Annotated in this window: 20 protein-coding genes; all 20 read left to right on the top strand. The window is 60.7% G+C overall.

Annotation, left to right across the window (positions count from 1 at the left end):
- A partial coding sequence (locus AC0V2S_RS23295) for a DHA2 family efflux MFS transporter permease subunit (RefSeq protein WP_475511780.1) occupies positions 1–1,159 on the top strand: 1,159 nt, incomplete at its 5' end.
- Between the two features lie 319 nt (positions 1,160–1,478).
- Positions 1,479–2,048 (top strand): hypothetical protein, encoded by a 570-nt coding sequence (locus AC0V2S_RS23290; protein WP_475511779.1) that lies wholly within the window; start codon positions 1,479–1,481, stop codon positions 2,046–2,048.
- Positions 2,049–2,193: 145 nt separating this feature from the next.
- On the top strand, positions 2,194–2,523 hold the full coding sequence (gene fliE, locus AC0V2S_RS23285) for a flagellar hook-basal body complex protein FliE (RefSeq protein WP_108097048.1): 330 nt from the start codon (positions 2,194–2,196) through the stop codon (positions 2,521–2,523).
- Between the two features lie 77 nt (positions 2,524–2,600).
- Entirely contained in the window at positions 2,601–4,397 is a 1,797-nt protein-coding gene (gene fliF / locus AC0V2S_RS23280; protein WP_475511778.1) for a flagellar basal-body MS-ring/collar protein FliF, read from the top strand.
- Positions 4,390–5,409 (top strand): flagellar motor switch protein FliG, encoded by a 1,020-nt coding sequence (gene fliG, locus AC0V2S_RS23275; protein ID WP_475511777.1) that lies wholly within the window; start codon positions 4,390–4,392, stop codon positions 5,407–5,409. The genes fliF and fliG overlap by 8 nt, the downstream gene beginning before the upstream one ends.
- A gap of 8 nt (positions 5,410–5,417) precedes the next feature.
- A complete protein-coding gene (gene fliH, locus AC0V2S_RS23270) occupies positions 5,418–6,218 on the top strand; it encodes a flagellar assembly protein FliH (protein ID WP_475511776.1) in 801 nt (266 codons plus the stop codon).
- Positions 6,208–7,569: a flagellar protein export ATPase FliI gene (fliI, locus tag AC0V2S_RS23265; RefSeq protein ID WP_475511775.1), complete on the top strand. Its 1,362-nt coding sequence runs from the start codon at positions 6,208–6,210 to the stop codon at positions 7,567–7,569. The genes fliH and fliI overlap by 11 nt, the downstream gene beginning before the upstream one ends.
- A gap of 25 nt (positions 7,570–7,594) precedes the next feature.
- Complete coding sequence (fliJ, locus tag AC0V2S_RS23260) at positions 7,595–8,047, top strand: flagellar export protein FliJ (protein WP_475511774.1); 453 nt, start codon at positions 7,595–7,597, stop codon at positions 8,045–8,047.
- A gap of 115 nt (positions 8,048–8,162) precedes the next feature.
- Positions 8,163–8,468 (top strand): STAS domain-containing protein, encoded by a 306-nt coding sequence (locus AC0V2S_RS23255; protein ID WP_475511773.1) that lies wholly within the window; start codon positions 8,163–8,165, stop codon positions 8,466–8,468.
- Between the two features lie 2 nt (positions 8,469–8,470).
- On the top strand, positions 8,471–10,168 hold the full coding sequence (locus tag AC0V2S_RS23250) for a SpoIIE family protein phosphatase (RefSeq protein WP_475511772.1): 1,698 nt from the start codon (positions 8,471–8,473) through the stop codon (positions 10,166–10,168).
- Positions 10,169–10,198: 30 nt separating this feature from the next.
- Positions 10,199–10,558, top strand: coding sequence for an Hpt domain-containing protein (locus tag AC0V2S_RS23245; protein ID WP_475511771.1), 360 nt, complete (start codon positions 10,199–10,201; stop codon positions 10,556–10,558).
- Between the two features lie 173 nt (positions 10,559–10,731).
- Positions 10,732–12,045: a flagellar hook-length control protein FliK gene (locus AC0V2S_RS23240; protein WP_475511770.1), complete on the top strand. Its 1,314-nt coding sequence runs from the start codon at positions 10,732–10,734 to the stop codon at positions 12,043–12,045.
- Between the two features lie 283 nt (positions 12,046–12,328).
- Positions 12,329–12,886, top strand: coding sequence for a flagellar basal body-associated protein FliL (fliL, locus tag AC0V2S_RS23235; RefSeq protein WP_475511769.1), 558 nt, complete (start codon positions 12,329–12,331; stop codon positions 12,884–12,886).
- 35 nt (positions 12,887–12,921) lie between these two features.
- Positions 12,922–13,887, top strand: coding sequence for a flagellar motor switch protein FliM (fliM, locus tag AC0V2S_RS23230; RefSeq protein WP_475511768.1), 966 nt, complete (start codon positions 12,922–12,924; stop codon positions 13,885–13,887).
- A gap of 54 nt (positions 13,888–13,941) precedes the next feature.
- On the top strand, positions 13,942–14,409 hold the full coding sequence (gene fliN / locus AC0V2S_RS23225) for a flagellar motor switch protein FliN (RefSeq protein ID WP_475511767.1): 468 nt from the start codon (positions 13,942–13,944) through the stop codon (positions 14,407–14,409).
- A gap of 3 nt (positions 14,410–14,412) precedes the next feature.
- A complete protein-coding gene (fliO, locus tag AC0V2S_RS23220; RefSeq protein WP_475511766.1) occupies positions 14,413–14,862 on the top strand; it encodes a flagellar biosynthetic protein FliO in 450 nt (149 codons plus the stop codon).
- Positions 14,862–15,614 carry a flagellar type III secretion system pore protein FliP gene (gene fliP, locus AC0V2S_RS23215; RefSeq protein ID WP_475511765.1) on the top strand — a complete coding sequence of 251 codons (753 nt, stop codon included), beginning with the start codon at positions 14,862–14,864 and terminating at the stop codon, positions 15,612–15,614. Before fliO ends, fliP begins: the two co-directional genes overlap by 1 nt.
- A gap of 24 nt (positions 15,615–15,638) precedes the next feature.
- The gene (gene fliQ / locus AC0V2S_RS23210; protein ID WP_108097033.1) at positions 15,639–15,908 is read left to right on the top strand and encodes a flagellar biosynthesis protein FliQ; all 270 of its coding nucleotides are present in this window, start codon (positions 15,639–15,641) and stop codon (positions 15,906–15,908) included.
- A 3-nt stretch (positions 15,909–15,911) separates the two neighbouring features.
- Complete coding sequence (fliR, locus tag AC0V2S_RS23205) at positions 15,912–16,688, top strand: flagellar biosynthetic protein FliR (RefSeq protein WP_475511764.1); 777 nt, start codon at positions 15,912–15,914, stop codon at positions 16,686–16,688.
- Between the two features lie 3 nt (positions 16,689–16,691).
- Entirely contained in the window at positions 16,692–17,828 is a 1,137-nt protein-coding gene (gene flhB, locus AC0V2S_RS23200; RefSeq protein WP_475511763.1) for a flagellar biosynthesis protein FlhB, read from the top strand.
- Positions 17,829–17,973: the final 145 nt, after the last annotated feature.

Here is a 17,973-nt window from a genome sequence, read left to right as displayed (position 1 = left end):
GCTGCTGATCGCCATCTATCCGCCGGCGAAACGGGGGATGGCCATTGCGTTGTTGGCCATGGTGACGGTGGTGGCGCCGATTGCCGGGCCGATTCTGGGCGGCACCATTACCGACAACTACAGCTGGCCGTGGATCTTTTTTATCAACGTGCCCATCGGCTTGTTCGCCGCGTTTGTAGTGCGCCAACAGTTGGCCGAGCGACCGGTGGAAACCAGTCGCCAGCCCATGGATTACGTGGGGCTGATGGCGTTGATCGTCGGCGTCGGCGCCTTGCAGATCGTGCTCGACAAAGGCAACGACGCCGATTGGTTTGAGTCCAACTTCATCATCATCGGCACGGCAATCTCGGTGGTGGCGTTGGCGTTCTTTGTCATCTGGGAAATGACCGACGCGCACCCGGTGGTCAACCTGCGCCTGTTTGCCTACCGCAACTTCCGCTACGGCACCCTGGTGCTGGTGTTGGGCTATGCCGGCTTCTTCGGCATCAACCTGATTCTGCCGCAGTGGCTGCAAACCCGGCTGGGGTACACCGCCACCTGGGCGGGCCTTGCCGCCGCGCCGCTGGGGATATTGCCGGTGCTGATGTCGCCGTTCATTGGCAAGTACGCGCCGCGGTTTGACCTGCGCGTGCTGGCGGGCCTGGCGTTTCTGGCCATGGGTTTGAGCTGCTTTATGCGCGCCGGGTTTACCACTGAAGTGGACTACCAGCACATCGCTCTGGTGCAGCTGTTTATGGGGATCGGCGTGGCGCTCTTCTTTATGCCGACCCTGACCATTCTGTTGTCCGACTTGCCGCCGGATCAGATTGCCGAGGGCTCGGGCCTGGCCACGTTCTTGCGGACATTGGGCGGCAGCTTCGCTGCATCGTTGACCACCTGGATCTGGATTCGCCGCGCCGACCAGCACCACGCCTATATGACCGAGAGCATCAGCGTGTACGACCCGGCCACCCAGCAGGCGCTGCACAACCTCGGCGGGGCCACCCCGCAGGCGTATACGCAGTTGGATCAGATGGTCACCAGCCAAGCCTATATGTTGTCGACGGTGGATTACTTCACGTTGCTGGGCTGGATGTTTATGTCGCTGATTCTGATCGTCTGGCTGGCCAAGCCACCGTTTACCGCGAAGGGTGGGGCAGAGGCGAGTGGCGGGCACTAACTGGTGAGCCACCTACCGTCGTCCCCGCGCAGGCGGGGACCCAGAATAGTAGGCGGTGCAGAGTGCTGTGCAAGACGCGAGATTCTGGATTCCTGCCTTCGCAGGAATGACGGGAGTGGGATTCAAAATCTCCGTCGTCCCAGCGTAGGCTGGGACCCAGACTCTCGGAACGGTCGCTGCTCTGGATTCTTGCTCCAGCGCGGGAGTGCCGGTGGGGTAGGTGAACATGTGGCTGTCATCATTCGTACATCAAAAATTAATTCCTCCGTCACGGAACTCGGGCAGTTTGCAAGCCTGCGTTTACCTCAGAGGAGTTGCCATGTTGTTTACCCACTCGCGTTACATCAAACCCGTTGCCATTGCTTTGCTGGCCGCTGCTGTCAGCGCCTGCGCAAGCACGGCGCAGACGCCGGCCAAGCCTAAGGCCCCGGACGTAGCGCTGAACAACACCGATTGGTATCAGGTGCGTACCCAGAGAGAAGTCTATGTATTCGACGACTACGCGGTGTTCACCCAGTTCGTGCAAACCGGCAAGGCGCCAGCGCTCAAGCCGCTGGATAAGAAAGACAACTTCGGTCGCGCCCTCATTCTTGGCCTGAAAGCTGAAGACCAGAGCCTGCCGCTGAAAGACATCGCCGCTGCCCGTTTCCTGGATGTGAGCCTGGTGCCCGGCAACCCGTTCTACGGTGAAATCCGCAAAGACGGCGTCATCTATGTGTTCGCCCGCTACGGCGACATGATGGACATGTACCGCACCGGCGAGCCGACCTTCAGCTACACCGAAATCGGCGGTGGCCCAAAAGGCGAGCGCGTGGTGTACGGCCTGATGAAAGAAGAGAAAAAACCAGAGAAGCAAATTGCGCTGTTCCACCAGAAGTACCCGCACTAAGCGGCGTCTGTCTGGCTAGGAAGGCGACCTCCGGGTCGCCTTTTTTGTGCCTGCAATTCCGGTTTCAGTTCTTGGCACCCTTGTTGCAATCCCCAGGTTACCTACCGCATTGCGTCAAAAAAATTGCGGTCACCGGAGAAGTGTCATGAGTCAGGGTGTCGAGTTCAATCGCCTAATGTTGGAAATGCGCTCCATGCAAATGGAAGCCATGGCCCGTCCGAAAGTCGCGGCAGCGCCGGCAGAGGTCGGTGCGCCGAGCTTTTCCGACATGCTCGGCCAGGCGGTCAACAAGGTTAACGAAACCCAGCAAGCCTCAAGCCAACTGGCCGAAGCCTTTGAAATCGGCAAGAGCGGCGTCGACATCACCGACGTGATGATCGCCTCGCAGAAGGCGAGCGTGTCGTTTCAAGCGGTGACCCAGGTACGCAACAAGCTGGTTCAGGCATACCAAGACATCATGCAAATGCCGGTCTGACTTCCTGCCTGGCTCTAATCCAGAAAGTCAGCGTCTCCTTCTCGGGTTGTGTAAGAAAAACGAAAGTGAGTTAAGAAATGGCAGAAGCAGCGATCAGCAACGTACCCGCAAAGACAGTCTCGGATGAGCCGAAAAAGCCGCTGTTTGGCTTGGCGTTCCTAGAGAACCTGTCGCAGATGACCATGCTTCGGCAGATCGGCCTGTTGGTCGGTCTGGCGGCCAGCGTGGCCATCGGCTTTGCCGTGGTGCTGTGGTCGCAGCAGCCTGATTACCGTCCGCTTTATGGCAGCCTGGAAGGGATGGACGCCAAACAAGTGACGGAAACCCTGACCGCCGCCAATATTCCGTACACCATGGAACCCAATTCTGGCGCGCTGCTGGTTAAAGCCAGCGACGTGTCCCGTGCCCGCCTGCAGCTGGCGCAAGCCGGCGTTTCGCCCCGTGATGCCAACGTCGGTTTCGAAATTCTCGATGGCGACCAAGGCCTGGGCACCAGCCAATTCATGGAAGCCACCCGCTATCGCCGCGGCCTGGAAGGCGAGTTGGCGCGCACCGTGTCCAGCCTCAACAACGTCAAGGGTGCCCGTGTACACCTGGCGATTCCGAAAAGCTCGGTGTTCGTGCGTGACGACCGCAAACCCAGCGCCTCGGTGCTGGTAGAGCTGTATCCGGGCCGCTCGCTGGAGCCAAGTCAGGTGATGGCGATCGTCAATTTGATCGCCACCAGCGTGCCGGAATTGAGTAAATCGCAAATTACTGTGGTCGATCAGAAAGGCAATCTGCTTTCTGACCAGCAAGAACTCTCCGAGTTGACCATGGCCGGCAAGCAGTTCGACTACAGCCGGCGTATGGAAGGCATGTTCAGCCAGCGCGTGGACAGCATTCTGCAACCGGTGCTTGGCGCCGGCCGCTACAAGGCCGAAGTGTCGGCAGACGTGGACTTCAGCGCGGTCGAGTCGACCTCGGAAATGTTCAACCCCGACCAGCCGGCCCTGCGCAGTGAACAGAAAGTTAACGAAGAGCGCTCCAGCGCAGCCGGTTCGCAAGGTATTCCGGGCGCCGTGAGCAATCAGCCACCTGGCCCGACCACCACGCCGCAAACCGCCGCTGCGGGTGCGCCGGCGCCGGCCGGCCCAATTGCCGCCGGGCAGCCGCTGCTGGATGCCAACGGCACGCAGATCATCGATCCGGCCACTGGCCAGCCTAAATTGGCGCCATACCCGGCCGACAAACGTGAACAAGCCACCCGTAACTACGAGCTGGACCGCTCCATCAGCCACACCAAACAGCAACAGGGCCGTCTGCGTCGTCTGTCGGTGGCGGTGGTGGTCGATGACCAGGCCAAGATCAACGCGCAGACCGGCGAAGTGACCCACGTGCCGTGGAGCGCCGCCGATCTGGCCCGCTTTACCCGCCTGGTGCAGGACTCGGTAGGTTTTGATGCAGCGCGTGGCGACAGCGTCAGCGTGATCAACTCGGCATTCACCGCCACCCAAGGCGAAGAGATCGAGTCGATTCCGTTCTACACCCAGCCTTGGTTCTGGGACGTGGTGAAGCAGGTACTGGGCGTGTTGTTTATTCTGGTACTGGTTTTTGGTGTGCTGCGTCCGGTGTTGAACAACATCACCGGCGGCGGCAAAGGCAACGCCCTGGGCCACGACGGCCGCGACGGCGATGTGGATTTAGGCGCCATGGGCGGTCTGGATGGCGAGTTGTCCGCTGATCGCGTGAGCCTCGGTGGGCCTGCCAGCATCATGCTGCCAAGCCCGTCCGAGGGGTATGATGCGCAACTTAATGCGATCAAAGGTCTGGTGGCTGAAGACCCGGGTCGCGTAGCACAAGTGGTTAAAGAGTGGATTAACGCCGATGAGTGAGAACCGCGCAGCAGCAGGCAAGCTAAGCAAGGTCGATAAGGCCGCGATTCTGTTGCTCTCCCTGGGCGAGACCGACGCTGCGCAGGTATTGCGCCACTTGGGCCCTAAAGAGGTCCAGAAGGTCGGCGTGGCCATGGCGCATATGCGCAACGTGCAGAAAGAGCAGGTTGAGCAGGTGATGGGCGAGTTCGTCGAAACCGTTGGCGACCAGACCAGCGTTGGCGTCGGCGCCGACAGCTATATCCGCAAAATGCTCACCCAGGCACTCGGCGAAGACAAAGCCGGCAGCCTCATCGACCGCATTCTGCTGGGCGGCAGCACCAGCGGCCTGGACAGCCTGAAGTGGATGGAACCGCGCGCCGTTGCCGACGTAATTCGCTACGAACACCCGCAAATTCAAGCCATCGTGGTCGCCTACCTCGACCCCGATCAGGCCGGTGAAGTGCTCGGCCACTTCGACCACAAAGTGCGCCTGGATATCGTCTTGCGCGTGTCGTCGCTGAACACCGTGCAGCCGGCGGCGTTGAAAGAACTCAACCTGATTCTCGAAAAACAATTCTCCGGCAGCGCCAACACTTCGCGCGCCACCATGGGCGGCGTGAAACGCGCGGCCGACATCATGAACTTCCTCGACAGTTCGGTTGAAGGCCAGTTGATGGACTCCATCCGCGAAGTGGACGAAGACCTGTCCTCGCAGATCGAAGACCTCATGTTCGTGTTCGACAACCTCGCCGATGTCGACGACCGCGGTATCCAGGCGCTGCTGCGCGAAGTATCGTCCGACGTGCTGGTGCTGGCGCTCAAGGGTGCCGACGAAGCGATCAAGGAAAAGGTCTTCAAGAACATGTCCAAACGTGCCGCCGAACTGCTGCGCGACGACCTCGAGGCCCGCGGCCCGGTGCGCGTCAGCGACGTCGAAGGCGCGCAGAAAGAAATTCTCACCATCGCCCGCCGCATGGCCGAAGCCGGGGAAATCGTCCTCGGTGGTAAAGGCGGCGAAGAAATGGTTTAAGGCAAAACATGAGCAACAAGGAAGGTCCGAGCGAGCTGATTCGCGCCAAGGATGTCAGCGGCCTGGCCCGTTGGGCGTTGCCCAGTTTCGACCCCGAGGGCGAGCAGCCTGCCGAAGAATTGACACCCGTCAGCGCCGAGCCGGTCGCGCCGGAGCCTGAGGTGAACGCCCAGGGCGAAGAGGTGCAGCTCGAAGATGTCAAACCCTTGACGCTCGACGAGCTGGAGGTCATCCGCCAGGAGGCCTACAACGAAGGGTTTTCCACCGGCGAGAAAGATGGTTTGCGCTCAGGCCAGGTCAAGGCCAAGCAAGAAGCCGACGCCGCGCTGGCCGGCAAACTCGCCAGCCTCGAACGCCTGATGACCCAATTGATGGACCCCATCGCCGAACAGGACCAGCAGCTCGAAGTGGCGCTGGTGCAACTGGTCAGCAACATGACCCGGCAAGTGGTGCAGCGCGAGTTGACCACCGACTCCACGCAAATCCGTCAGGTGCTGCGTGAAGCCCTCAAGCTACTGCCCATGGGCGCCGCCAATGTGCGTATCCATATTCACCCGCAAGACTTCGAACTGATCAAAGCCCTGCGTGACCGCCACGAAGAAACCTGGCGCATCCTCGAAGACGAAACCTTGCAGCCCGGTGGTTGCCGCGTGGAATCCGAGCAATCGCAGATCGACGCCACCACCGAAACGCGCCTGGCGCAGATGCTCAAGCAACTCTTCGAGCAACAGCGCGAGCAAGCCACGTCGCCGGCCGAGCCGGATATCCAGATCGATCTGGACAACCCCGAGCCTATCCATGCGACTTGACCGCCTCAGCTTCGCCAAACGCATGGCGGGCTACGACGAGGCGATCCAGTTGCCGGCACAACCCATTGTTGAAGGCCGCCTGCTGCGCATGGTCGGTCTCACCCTGGAAGCCGAAGGCCTGCGCGCCGCCCTGGGCAGCCGCTGCCTGGTGATCAACGAAGGCAGCTACCACCCCGTGCAGGTGGAAGCGGAAGTGATGGGCTTTGGCGACGGCAAAATCTTTCTCATGCCGGTCGGCAGCCTGGCCGGTATTGCCCCTGGCGCCCGCGTGGTGCCGCTGCCCGACAGCGGCCGTTTGCCGATGGGCATGACCATGCTCGGCCGCGTACTGGACGGCACCGGCCGCGCCCTCGACGGCAAAGGCGGCATGAAAGCCGAAGACTGGGTGCCGCTGGACGGCCCAACCATCAACCCGCTGAACCGCCACCCAATTGACACGCCGCTGGACGTTGGCATCCGCAGCATCAACGGCCTGCTCACCGTCGGCCGTGGCCAACGCCTGGGTTTGTTCGCCGGTACCGGCGTCGGTAAAAGCGTGCTGCTGGGCATGATGACCCGCTTCACCAACGCCGACATCATCGTGGTGGGGCTGATCGGTGAACGGGGCCGTGAAGTAAAAGAATTTATCGAGCACATCCTCGGCGAGGAGGGCATCAAGCGTTCGGTGGTGGTGGCTTCGCCTGCCGACGACGCGCCACTGATGCGCCTGCGCGCCGCCATGTACTGCACCCGAATCGCCGAATACTTTCGCGACAAGGGCAAGAACGTCTTGCTGCTGATGGACTCGCTCACCCGGTTCGCCCAGGCACAGCGGGAAATCGCCCTGGCCATCGGCGAACCGCCGGCCACCAAAGGTTATCCGCCGTCGGTATTCGCCAAGCTGCCCAAGCTGGTGGAACGCGCCGGGAATGCCGAAGCCGGTGGTGGCTCCATCACCGCCTTCTACACTGTGTTGTCAGAAGGCGATGACCAACAGGACCCCATCGCCGACTCGGCGCGTGGCGTGCTCGATGGTCACTTCGTGCTGTCCCGCCGTTTGGCCGAAGAAGGGCACTACCCGGCCATCGATATCGAAGCCTCCATCAGCCGGGTCATGCCGGCGGTGGTCGACGCTGAACATATGCGCAATGCCCAACGCTTCAAACAACTGTGGTCGCGCTACCAACAAAGCCGCGACCTCATCAGCGTCGGCGCCTATGTGCCCGGCGGCGACCCGGAAACCGACCTGGCCATTTCTCGCCATGCGGCGATGGTCAATTACCTGCGCCAGGGGCTCAACGACAATGAAAGCCTGCAGCAAAGCAAAGAAGCCCTCGCCGCGGTGTTCGGTCCCGCGCCGCCGCCTCGTTGATGGGTTGCTAAGGAATACGCTGTAAATGGCCTTGCCCAGTCGAGCGTCACGCCTGGCCCCGGTGGTCGACATGGCCGAACGTGAAGAGCGTGATGCCGCGCGCGCCCTGGGCCAATGCCAAACGCTGGTCAACCAGGCCGAAGGCAAGCTGGGCGACCTGCACCGCTACCTGGGCGACTACCAGCAGCAATGGATTACCGAGGGGCGCAACGGCGTTTCCGGGCAATGGATGATGAACTACCAACGCTTTCTGTCGCAGCTGGAAACGGCCATCAAGCAGCAGAATCAGAGCGTCGAATGGCACCGCAACAACCTCCACCAAGCGCGGGAAATCTGGCAGCAGAAATACGCGCGCCTCGAAGGCTTGCGCAAGCTGGTACAGAAGTACATGGATGAAGCCCGGGTGGCCGCCGACAAGCGCGAGCAGAAATTGCTCGACGAGTTATCACAGCGGCTGTTGCAACGTGAGCGCAATTGATTTCTGCTGCTAGAGTTCTTTGAAGCTAGAGTGTCTGTAGCTACAAGCGTTTGTGTTCTCAGGCTTTTTTGCGCGTTATCAAACAATCAGATTTATTTGGGGTAGGGGAGCTTTCATGGCCATCACTTCATTGCCGTCTACCGACGGGCAAGAGCTGACCATCCGCATTCAGGGACGTTTCGATTTCGGCGCCCACCAAGCCTTTCGCGACTCGTACGAGCGCATCAATTTCACACCCAAACGCTATGTGGTCGACCTTGACCACACCACCTACCTCGATAGTTCGGCGCTCGGCATGTTGCTGCTGCTGCGCGACCACGCCGGCGGCGACCATGCGCAAATCAGCCTGGTGAACTGCAACGCCGATGTGCGCAAGATTCTCGCCATCTCCAACTTCGAACAGCTCTTCAAGATCATCTAGCGATGGATCCACGTCTTTCGGTTCTTATCGCGGAAGACAACGCCGCCGACCGCATGCTGCTGTCGAGCATCATCAGCCGTCAGGGCCACCGGGTGCTTACCGCCAGCAATGGGTTGGAGGCGGTGGCGATGTTCGAGCAGGAACAACCCGACCTCGTGTTGATGGACGCCCTGATGCCGGTGATGGATGGCTTCGAGGCGGCGCGGCGCATCAAGCTCAAGGCCGGCGAAGCGCTGGTGCCGATCATCTTTCTCACCTCGCTCACTGAGGGCGAAGCGCTGGTGCGCTGCCTGGAGGCGGGCGGCGATGACTTTCTCGCCAAGCCCTATAACCGGGTAATCCTCGACGCCAAGATCAAAGCCATGGACCGTCTGCGCCGTTTGCAGGCCACGGTGCTGGAACAGCGCGACCTGATCGCCCGGCACAACGAACACCTGCTCACCGAGCAGCGGGTGGCCAAAGCGGTCTTCGACAAAGTGGCCCACTCGGGCTGCCTGAACGCCCCGAATATCCGCTACCTGCAATCGCCGTTTGCGGTCTTCAACGGCGACCTGCTTCTCGCCGCCTTCAAGCCCTCGGGCGGCATGCACGTGCTGCTCGGCGACTTCACCGGCCACGGGTTGCCGGCGGCGATTGGCGCCATGCCGCTTGCCGAAGTGTTTTACGGCATGACGGCCAAAGGCTATTCGCTGTCGGAAATTCTTCGCGAGGTTAATGCCAAGCTCAAACGCATTCTGCCGGTGGGCGTGTTCTGCTGCGCCACGCTGCTTAACCTGAGTTTTCAGCGGCGCATCGTAGAGGTCTGGAACGGCGGCCTGCCCGATGGCTACCTGCACCGCATTGCCACCGGCGAGCGCTTGCCACTGGTGTCGCGGCATTTGCCGCTGGGCGTGTTGGAGCCGGCGGACTTTCGCGATGCCTGCGAGATCTACCCGATGGAGCTGGGCGATCGGGTGTTTCTGCTTTCTGATGGCGTGCTGGAAACCAGCAACCCCGCCGAGCAACTTTTTGGCGAATCGCGCCTGTTGAATGTGTTTGCCGCCAACCGCCAGCCCGACCTGCTGTTCGATGAAATCCAGCAGGCGCTGGGGGCATTTCGCGGCAAGGCGCAAGACGACGTGAGCATGGTCGAGTTGTGCCTGGTGGAGGCCGACTCCTTGCCGCGTCCGCCTCTGGCCTTTGCCGATAGCGGGCAGAGCAGCCCACAGGATTGGTCCGCCAGCTTCGAGTTCCGCGCGCAAACCCTCAAACGCCTCAACCCGCTGCCGTTTCTGTTGCAGCTGCTGTTGGAAGTGCAGGGCCTGCGCCTGCAGGGCGGGCCGCTGTATAGCGTGCTGGCCGAGCTGTATTCCAATGCCCTGGAGCACGGCGTGCTGGGGCTGGACTCGCAACTCAAATGCGATGCCGCAGGCTTTGCCCAGTACTACCGCGAGCGTAGTCAGCGCTTGGCCGAACTGGACCAGGGCTACGTACGGTTTCATTTGCAGCTGCTGCCCGAAACCCATGGCGGGCGTCTGGTGATCAAGGTTGAAGACAGCGGCCCCGGGTTCGATGTGCAACAAGTCCTGGAACGCCAGCGCACTGCACAGAGTCTATCGGGACGTGGTCTGGGTCTGATTCGCCGACTTACCGAGCGCTCTACCTGGGCTGAAGACGGGCGCGGGGTCAGCGTGGAGTTCTCGTGGAACGATCAGGCATAATCGCTGGCGTGTTGCTCAGGGAGAGAACCGGTGGCTGATATTCATCTCGACAGTGCCGTGTTGGCGGGCTTGCAAGACATCATGGAAGCCGAGTATCCGCTGCTGCTGGATACCTTTATCGCCGACTCCGAAGAGCGCCTGCGCCTATTGCACGCCGCCGTGGCCAATAGCGACGCGCAAGAACTGCGCCTGGCCGCGCACAGCTTCAAAGGCAGCTGCAGCAACATGGGCGCCCCGGCCCTGGCGCAGTTGTGCAAGCAACTGGAAGACGACTCGCGCAACGCCAATGTGCTGGATGAAGCGCCGGCGGTGCTCGAACAGATCGAGCGCGAATTTGCGATTGTGCGCATCTTGCTCAAGTCCGAACGCCAGCGTTTCTCCGCTCTCTGATTCTTTTGTGTAGCAGCGACCTTGGTCGCGAACCCTGCAAACCCCCGGTCGTGATCGCCTCTTCCAGGGTTCGCCAGCAAGCTGGCTCCTACGGGTATTTCAGCGCCGATACAAAGTTGGCCCAGCCTTTGCTATCTCTCCTGCACGACCCATCCGCACGGAGAGAGTGCTAAATGTCCGTTGCCTCAGATCCACTCCTGAATTCCGCCCCGGTGGTCAAGCCGCAAGCGGCGTCTGCAAAGCCTCAGCCAAAACAGGCCGAGCCCAGCAATGACGATGCCTCCAGCTTTGCCAACGTGTATGCCAAGGAACGTCAGGACAAGGCTGTCGACCGCAGTGATGCGGCGGCAAAAGCCAAGCAAGCCAAGGCCAAAGACAAGTCTGACGACAAGACCGACGACAAGGATTCGGCCGATGCCGCCCCGGCAACGGCAACCAAAGCCGACCCGGCGGTTGCCGATAGCGGCAATACCTTGCCGACCGACGAGGCGGCCGCCGCCGATCCGGTGATCGACCCGATGGTGCTGTTGGCGTTGGCCGGTCAGCAGCTGCAGCCGACCACGCAAGACACCGCGTTGCCGACCACGGGCGAGGGCGATGCTGCGCTGGAAATTCCGCTGTCGCTGACCGGTTTGGCGACCGCGCAAATTACCAAGACCGAAGATACCGGCCACGACCCGCAAGTCGATGCGATGAGCGAGTTGCCGGGCGTCGACCTGGTGCTTGATCTGGCCGCCAAGGCACAAGCCGCCGTGCAGAAAGCCGGCACCAACCCATCGGCCGCCCAGGCGGGCCAAACCGGTGGCCAGGACTTCGCTGCCGCCATGGCGCAACTGACCGCTAACCCGGAAAGTGGCGAGGCCAAGGTGACCGATGAGCTGGGGCTGTTCGAGAAGGGCAAGGATGGCATCGAAGCGCTGAAGGACAGCAGCACCGACCTGCACAGCGACGCTTTCGCCAACAAGATGAACGCGTTGAACCAGGCGGTGAATCAGCAGGTCACCCAGGCTCAGCGCACGCCGCTGGTGCCCGGCGCGCCGGTGTCGATGCAGCAGGGCGTATGGACCGATGAGGTGGTGGACAAGGTGATGTGGATGTCCAGCCAGAACCTAAAGTCGGCTGATATTGCCCTCGATCCGCCCGACCTCGGGCGCCTTGAAGTCCGTATCAACATGACGCAGGACGCGGCCACCCAGGTGACCTTCGCCAGCCCGCATATGGCCGTGCGTGATGCGGTGACGGAATCGATGCAGCGCCTGCGCGATATGTTCACCCAGCAAGGCATGACCATGGATGTCAACGTCTCCGACCAGTCGCTGAACCGCGGCTGGAACGGCCAGAACGGCAACGACAGCCAGCAGAGCCGCGGTGGCTCGGGCAATAACAGCTTTGCCGGCAGCGACGACGACATCAGCATCAGCACCAGCGAAATCCGCAGCAGCGGCTCTGTTGCCGGTGGTCGCGGCCTGGTCGACTATTACGCCTGACCTGTTTACCCGCCCGGGTGAACTAAACTGACAGCGCCCGCTTGCCGTTTTGGTAAGCGGGCGTTGTCGTTTCTGCGCCGCCAGGCTTGCGAAAAAAGGCGAGACGGAAAACCGGCGCATGGCAAAGTTGCTGGTATATTCGCCGACATTGTTGGCGGCATCCACTGGGGATTAATTGTCGTGCAAAACAGCTTGTTAGCCCTCGTGCCTGGCAAGCTGGCATAACACTTGCTCCTAACCCTTTGAACACGGATAGAATTCCGATCAGTGACGGATTATTGGCATGGCTAAGAAAGAAAAAGCGGCACCACCGGCCGATGGCGCTGCACCAGCGCCCGGTAAGGGAAAGCTGAAGCTGATCATTCTGATCGTGGTGGGCCTGCTGATTGCCATTGGTGGCTCCGTGGGCGCCACGTGGTTCTTCCTGCACAAGAGCGCGCCACCGGCAGCTGAAGCCGGTAAAGAAGGTGAGCATGCGGCGGGCGAAGAGGGCAAAGGCCCGGACGGCAAACCGCTGAAGAAAGAAGCGGTTTACGAAGTGCTGGCGCCAGCCTTTATCGTCAATTTCAACGTCAATGGTCGTCAGCGCTACATGCAGGTCAGCGTCGCCCTGATGGCCCGCGACCAGGCCAAGATGGATGCCCTCAAGGCCCATATGCCGGTGCTGCGCAATAATCTGGTGTTGCTGTTTTCCGGGCAGAATTTCGACAACCTGGCTACCCCGGTGGGCAAGGAAATGCTGCGTCAGCTGGCCACCGCCAGCGTGCAGGAGTTGGCCAAGAAAGAAGTCGGCGATACCACCGTCGAGCAAGTGCTGTTTACTAACATCGTTCTTCAATAATCCCGTTTCCTGTAAACAGTCAGTAGGTAACCCATATGGCCGTCCAAGACCTGTTGTCCCAGGATGAAATCGATGCCTTGTTGCATGGTGTCGACGACGGCGCGGTGGAAACCGAAGACGCCGCCATCCCCGGCAGCGTCAAGAGTTACGACCTGTCCAGCCAGGACCGCATCGTGCGTGGGCGCATGCCCACCCTGGAAATGATCAACGAGCGCTTCGCGCGCTACACCCGTATCAGCATGTTCAACCTGTTGCGCCGCTCGGCCGACGTGGCGGTGGGCGGCGTGCAGGTGATGAAATTCGGCGAGTACGTGCATTCGCTGTACGTGCCCACCAGCCTCAACCTGGTGAAGATGAAACCGCTGCGCGGCACCGGCCTGTTTATTCTCGACGCCAAGCTGGTGTTCAAGCTGGTGGACAACTTCTTTGGCGGTGACGGCCGTCACGCCAAGATCGAAGGCCGCGAATTTACTCCCACCGAATTGCGCGTGGTGCGCATGGTGCTGGATCAGGCCTTTATCGACCTCAAGGAAGCCTGGCACGCGGTTATGGATGTGAACTTCGAGTACATGAACTCGGAAGTGAACCCGGCGCTGGCCAATATCGTGAGCCCCAGCGAAGTGGTGGTGGTTTCCACGTTCCATATTGAGCTCGACGGCGGTGGCGGCGACCTGCACATCACCATGCCGTATTCGATGATTGAACCGATCCGCGACATGCTCGACGCCGGCTTCCAGTCCGACGTCGACGACCAGGACGAGCGCTGGGTCAAAGCCCTGCGCGAAGACATTCTGGATGTCAGCGTGCCCCTGGGCGCTACCATCGCCCGTCGCCAGCTGAAACTGCGCGACATTCTGCATATGCAACCAGGCGATGTGATTCCCGTGGATATGCCCGAAGAAATGATTATGCGTGCCAGCGGTGTACCGGCCTTCAAGGTCAAGCTCGGCGCGCACAAAGGCAACCTGGCGTTCCAGGTTCTCGAACCGATTGAACGCTGATAACAGCACCCCCTTCATTTAGCACCGCACCGGATAACGCAAGGCGAGGAACACATGGCAGACGAAGAAGAAACCTCCCCCGAAGAGCAGGCACTGGCAGACGAATGGGCTGCTGCGCTCTCCGAGGCTGGCGATGCGAGCCAGGACGACATTGACGCGATGCTCAACCAGAGCGCGGGTGGCGGTACTCCCTCCGCGCCGCGTGCACCGATGGAAGAGTTCGGCAGCGTGCCGAAGAACAACCTGCCGGTGAGCATGGAAGGGCCGAACCTGGATGTGATCCTGGATATTCCGGTGTCCATTTCCATGGAAGTGGGCAACACCGAAATCACCATTCGCAACCTGTTGCAGCTCAACCAGGGCTCGGTGATCGAGCTTGATCGTCTGGCCGGCGAGCCCCTGGACGTGCTGGTCAACGGCACCCTGATTGCCCACGGCGAAGTGGTGGTGGTGAACGAAAAGTTCGGCATCCGCCTGACCGACGTGATCAGTCCAAGCGAACGTATCAAGAAGCTGCGCTAACCCATGAGCACTCTGTTTTCACGTTGGCTGGCCGCGCTGCCGCTCGCGGCCTTGCCGCTGCTGGCGCAGGCCGTGGAGCCCGGTAAAACCATCGCTTCGCCGATGACCGAAGGGAGCATGGGCGGTCAGCTGGTGCAGGTGCTGCTGGGCCTGTTGCTGGTGATCGGCATGATCTTCGTGCTGGCCTGGCTGATGCGCCGGGTGCAGCAGATCGGCCCGCGTGGCGGCCAGGTCATCAAGCTGGTGGCTACCCAGGCGCTGGGGCCGCGCGACCGGCTGGTGCTGGTGCAGGTCGGCAATGAACAGATTCTGCTGGGCCTGAGTGCCGGGCGCATCACCCCGCTGCACACCCTCAAAGAGCCGGTGCACGTGGCCGATACCGAAGCGGCTACGCCGGAGTTCGCCCAGCGCCTGATGGAGCTGTTGGGCAAGGACCAGAAGGACAAACCTTGATGAGTGCGTTGCGTCTGCTGCTGGCAATTGGCTTGAGCCTGGCGGCACCGATGGTATTGGCGGCTGACCCGCTGACCATGCCGGCCATCACCATGACCACCAACCCGGCAGGGCAGCAGGAATATTCGGTCAGCCTGCAGATTCTGCTGATCATGACGGCGCTGACGTTTATTCCAGCGTTCCTCATGCTGATGACCAGCTTTACCCGCATCATCATCGTGTTCTCGATTCTGCGTCAGGCCCTGGGTTTGCAGCAGACGCCGTCGAACCAGATTCTGACCGGCATGGCGCTGTTTCTGACCATGTTCATCATGGCGCCGGTGTTCGATCAGGTGAATCAGGATGCCTTGCAGCCCTACCTGAACCAGAAAATGACCGCGCCGGAAGCGATCGCCAAGGCTGAAGTGCCGGTGAAGAACTTTATGCTGTCGCAGACGCGCTCCTCGGACCTGGAGCTGTTTATGCGGCTGTCCAAGCGCACCGACATACCCTCGGCCGAACAGGCGCCGCTGACCATTCTGGTGCCGGCGTTCGTGACCTCGGAGCTGAAAACCGCGTTTCAGATCGGCTTTATGATCTTTATCCCGTTTCTGATCATCGACCTGGTGGTCGCCAGTATCCTGATGGCGATGGGCATGATGATGCTGTCGCCGCTGATCATTTCCTTGCCGTTCAAGATCATGCTGTTCGTCTTGATTGATGGCTGGGCCCTTATCATCGGCACCTTGGCGAGCAGCTTTGGCGGCACGTAGCCAGCCCGAGCCAGGAGAACGCACATGACCCCCGAAGTAGCGGTAGACCTGTTCCGCGAAGCGCTGTGGCTGACCGCCGTGATGGTGGCGATTCTGGTGGTGCCGAGTCTGGTGGTGGGCTTGATCGTGGCCATGTTCCAGGCGGCCACGCAGATCAACGAACAGACCCTGAGCTTTCTGCCACGCCTGCTGGTGATGCTGGTAACCCTGATCTGGGCTGGCCCCTGGCTGATTCGCTCGTTCATGGAATACATCACCAACCTCTACACCAACATCCCCTACGTCATCGGCTAGGCCATGTTCGAGCTGAGTAGTGAGCAGATTGGCAGCTGGGTCGGCGGTTTTATGCTGCCGTTCTTCCGCATTGCCGGCCTGGTGATGACCATGCCCATCATCGGTACCCAACTGGTGCCGCTGCGCGTGCGTATCTACCTGTCGCTAGCTTTTACGCTAGTGATCTATCCCAGCCTGCCGCCGGCGGCGCCGCTGGATGCCATCAGCCTGGGCGCGGTGATTTTGATCGCCAAGGAAATCCTCATCGGGGTGATGCTCGGCTTTGTGCTCCAGCTGTTTTTCCACGCCTTTGTGATTGCCGGGCAAATTCTGGCCACGCAAATGGGCTTTGGTTTTGCTTCGATGGTCGACCCCACCAACGGTGTGTCGGTGGCGGTGATCGGGCAGTTCTACACCATGATGGTGACCTTGCTGTTTCTGGCCATGAACGGGCACCTGGTGACGTTTGAAATCATGGCCGAAAGCTTTGTGACCATGCCCGTTGGCACCGGCCTGACCACCAACCATTTCTGGAGCATGGCCACCAGCCTCGGCTGGGTGTTGAGCGCCGGGTTCCTGCTGGTGCTGCCGGCCATTACCGCGCTGCTGGTGGTGAACATTGCCTTCGGCGTAATGACCCGCGCGGCGCCGCAGCTGAACATTTTCTCCATCGGTTTTCCGCTCACCCTGGTGATGGGGTTTGTGATCATCTGGATCACCCTGTCGGACTTTCTCTCTCACTATCAGGCGATGGTCACCGACTGTCTGCAGCTGATGCGTGAACTGGTGCAGGCGAAATAGCCCATGGCCGAGAACGAGAATGGCGCGGAGAAAAGTGAAGAGCCCACGGACAAGCGACGCCGCGAGTCACGCGAGAAGGGCCAGATTGCGCGGTCGCGCGAGCTCAATACCTTTGCCGTGCTGGTCGCCGGCGTCGGTGGGCTGATGAGTTATGGCGGCGCCATCGGCAACGCCATGATCGACATCATGAAAGACAACTTCACGCTGAACCGTGAGCTGCTGATGAACACCGGCAGTATGGCGCTGCAGTTTGAAAACGCCGTGTACATTGCCCTGATGGCGCTGTTTCCGTTGTTTATGGTGCTGCTGATTGCCTCAATTCTCGGCCCCATTGCGCTGGGTGGCTGGTTGTTCTCGCCGCAGTCGATGGCGCCGAACTTCGGCCGTATGAACCCCTTGCCCGGCCTCAAGCGCATGTTCTCGGCCAAGGCGGGCCTGGAGCTGCTCAAGGCGCTGGCCAAATTCGCCTTGGTGCTGATCGTGGCGCTGGTGGTGCTCAAGGCCGATACCCGCGACCTGCTGGCGCTGGCCAACGAGCCGCTCGAGTCGGCGATCATGCACAGCATCAAGGTGGTCGGGCGTAGCGCCATGTGGATGGCCTGGGGGCTGCTGTTTATCGTCGCCGTCGATGTGCCGTTCCAGCTCTACGACAATCGGCAAAAAATGCTGATGACCAAGCAGGAAGTGCGCGACGAATACAAAGACAGCGAAGGCAAGCCCGAGGTCAAACAGCGTATTCGCCAGATGCAGCGCGAGATGGCCGAGCGCCGCATGATGGCCGCCGTACCGCAAGCCGACGTGGTCATTACCAACCCGACCCACTTTGCCGTGGCCCTCAAGTACGACCCGGTGAAGGGCGGGGCGCCAATTCTGCTCGCCAAGGGCGGCGACTTCATGGCGTTGAAAATCCGCGAGATCGCCAACGAGCACAAGGTGATGGTGCTGGAATCGCCGGCGTTGTCGCGGGCGATTTATCACTCCACCGACCTGGACCGGGAGATTCCCGCCGGGTTGTATCTGGCAGTCGCCCAAGTACTGGCCTACGTCTACCAGCTTCGCCAATTCCGTTCTGGCAAAGGCAAGCGTCCCGATCCATTGAAAGACCTCCCCATACCGCCAGATCTCCGCCGCGACGAATAAGAGCATCGAGGCTGAAGCCTCTCCCACCTAGGAATGCAGTCCCCTGTGGGAGAGGCTTCAGCCTCGATTGGCCGGACCTGAAAACAAAGAACCTTCCCTCCCTTCAAGAAGTTGGACGACTTCTTGCAAAAGCCCCGCTATCGAC

The sequence above is a fragment of the Pseudomonas sp. CC11G genome (genome assembly GCF_056174845.1).
This window is presented reverse-complemented; position numbering and strand designations above follow the sequence as displayed.

Excerpts from the sequence above, each read along its gene's own strand:
- AC0V2S_RS23250 (WP_475511772.1), top strand. The coding sequence starts at position 8,471 with ATGGATCCACGTCTTTCGGTTCTTATCGCGGAAGACAACGCCGCCGAC.
- fliR (WP_475511764.1), top strand. The coding sequence starts at position 15,912 with ATGTTCGAGCTGAGTAGTGAGCAGATTGGCAGCTGGGTCGGCGGTTTT.
- fliL (WP_475511769.1), top strand. The coding sequence starts at position 12,329 with ATGGCTAAGAAAGAAAAAGCGGCACCACCGGCCGATGGCGCTGCACCA.
- fliM (WP_475511768.1), top strand. The coding sequence starts at position 12,922 with ATGGCCGTCCAAGACCTGTTGTCCCAGGATGAAATCGATGCCTTGTTG.
- fliE (WP_108097048.1), top strand. The coding sequence starts at position 2,194 with ATGAGTCAGGGTGTCGAGTTCAATCGCCTAATGTTGGAAATGCGCTCC.
- fliI (WP_475511775.1), top strand. The coding sequence starts at position 6,208 with ATGCGACTTGACCGCCTCAGCTTCGCCAAACGCATGGCGGGCTACGAC.
- AC0V2S_RS23290 (WP_475511779.1), top strand. The coding sequence starts at position 1,479 with ATGTTGTTTACCCACTCGCGTTACATCAAACCCGTTGCCATTGCTTTG.
- fliG (WP_475511777.1), top strand. The coding sequence starts at position 4,390 with ATGAGTGAGAACCGCGCAGCAGCAGGCAAGCTAAGCAAGGTCGATAAG.
- fliO (WP_475511766.1), top strand. The coding sequence starts at position 14,413 with ATGAGCACTCTGTTTTCACGTTGGCTGGCCGCGCTGCCGCTCGCGGCC.
- flhB (WP_475511763.1), top strand. The coding sequence starts at position 16,692 with ATGGCCGAGAACGAGAATGGCGCGGAGAAAAGTGAAGAGCCCACGGAC.
- AC0V2S_RS23240 (WP_475511770.1), top strand. The coding sequence starts at position 10,732 with ATGTCCGTTGCCTCAGATCCACTCCTGAATTCCGCCCCGGTGGTCAAG.
- fliQ (WP_108097033.1), top strand. The coding sequence starts at position 15,639 with ATGACCCCCGAAGTAGCGGTAGACCTGTTCCGCGAAGCGCTGTGGCTG.
- fliF (WP_475511778.1), top strand. The coding sequence starts at position 2,601 with ATGGCAGAAGCAGCGATCAGCAACGTACCCGCAAAGACAGTCTCGGAT.
- fliP (WP_475511765.1), top strand. The coding sequence starts at position 14,862 with ATGAGTGCGTTGCGTCTGCTGCTGGCAATTGGCTTGAGCCTGGCGGCA.
- fliN (WP_475511767.1), top strand. The coding sequence starts at position 13,942 with ATGGCAGACGAAGAAGAAACCTCCCCCGAAGAGCAGGCACTGGCAGAC.
- AC0V2S_RS23255 (WP_475511773.1), top strand. The coding sequence starts at position 8,163 with ATGGCCATCACTTCATTGCCGTCTACCGACGGGCAAGAGCTGACCATC.
- fliH (WP_475511776.1), top strand. The coding sequence starts at position 5,418 with ATGAGCAACAAGGAAGGTCCGAGCGAGCTGATTCGCGCCAAGGATGTC.
- fliJ (WP_475511774.1), top strand. The coding sequence starts at position 7,595 with ATGGCCTTGCCCAGTCGAGCGTCACGCCTGGCCCCGGTGGTCGACATG.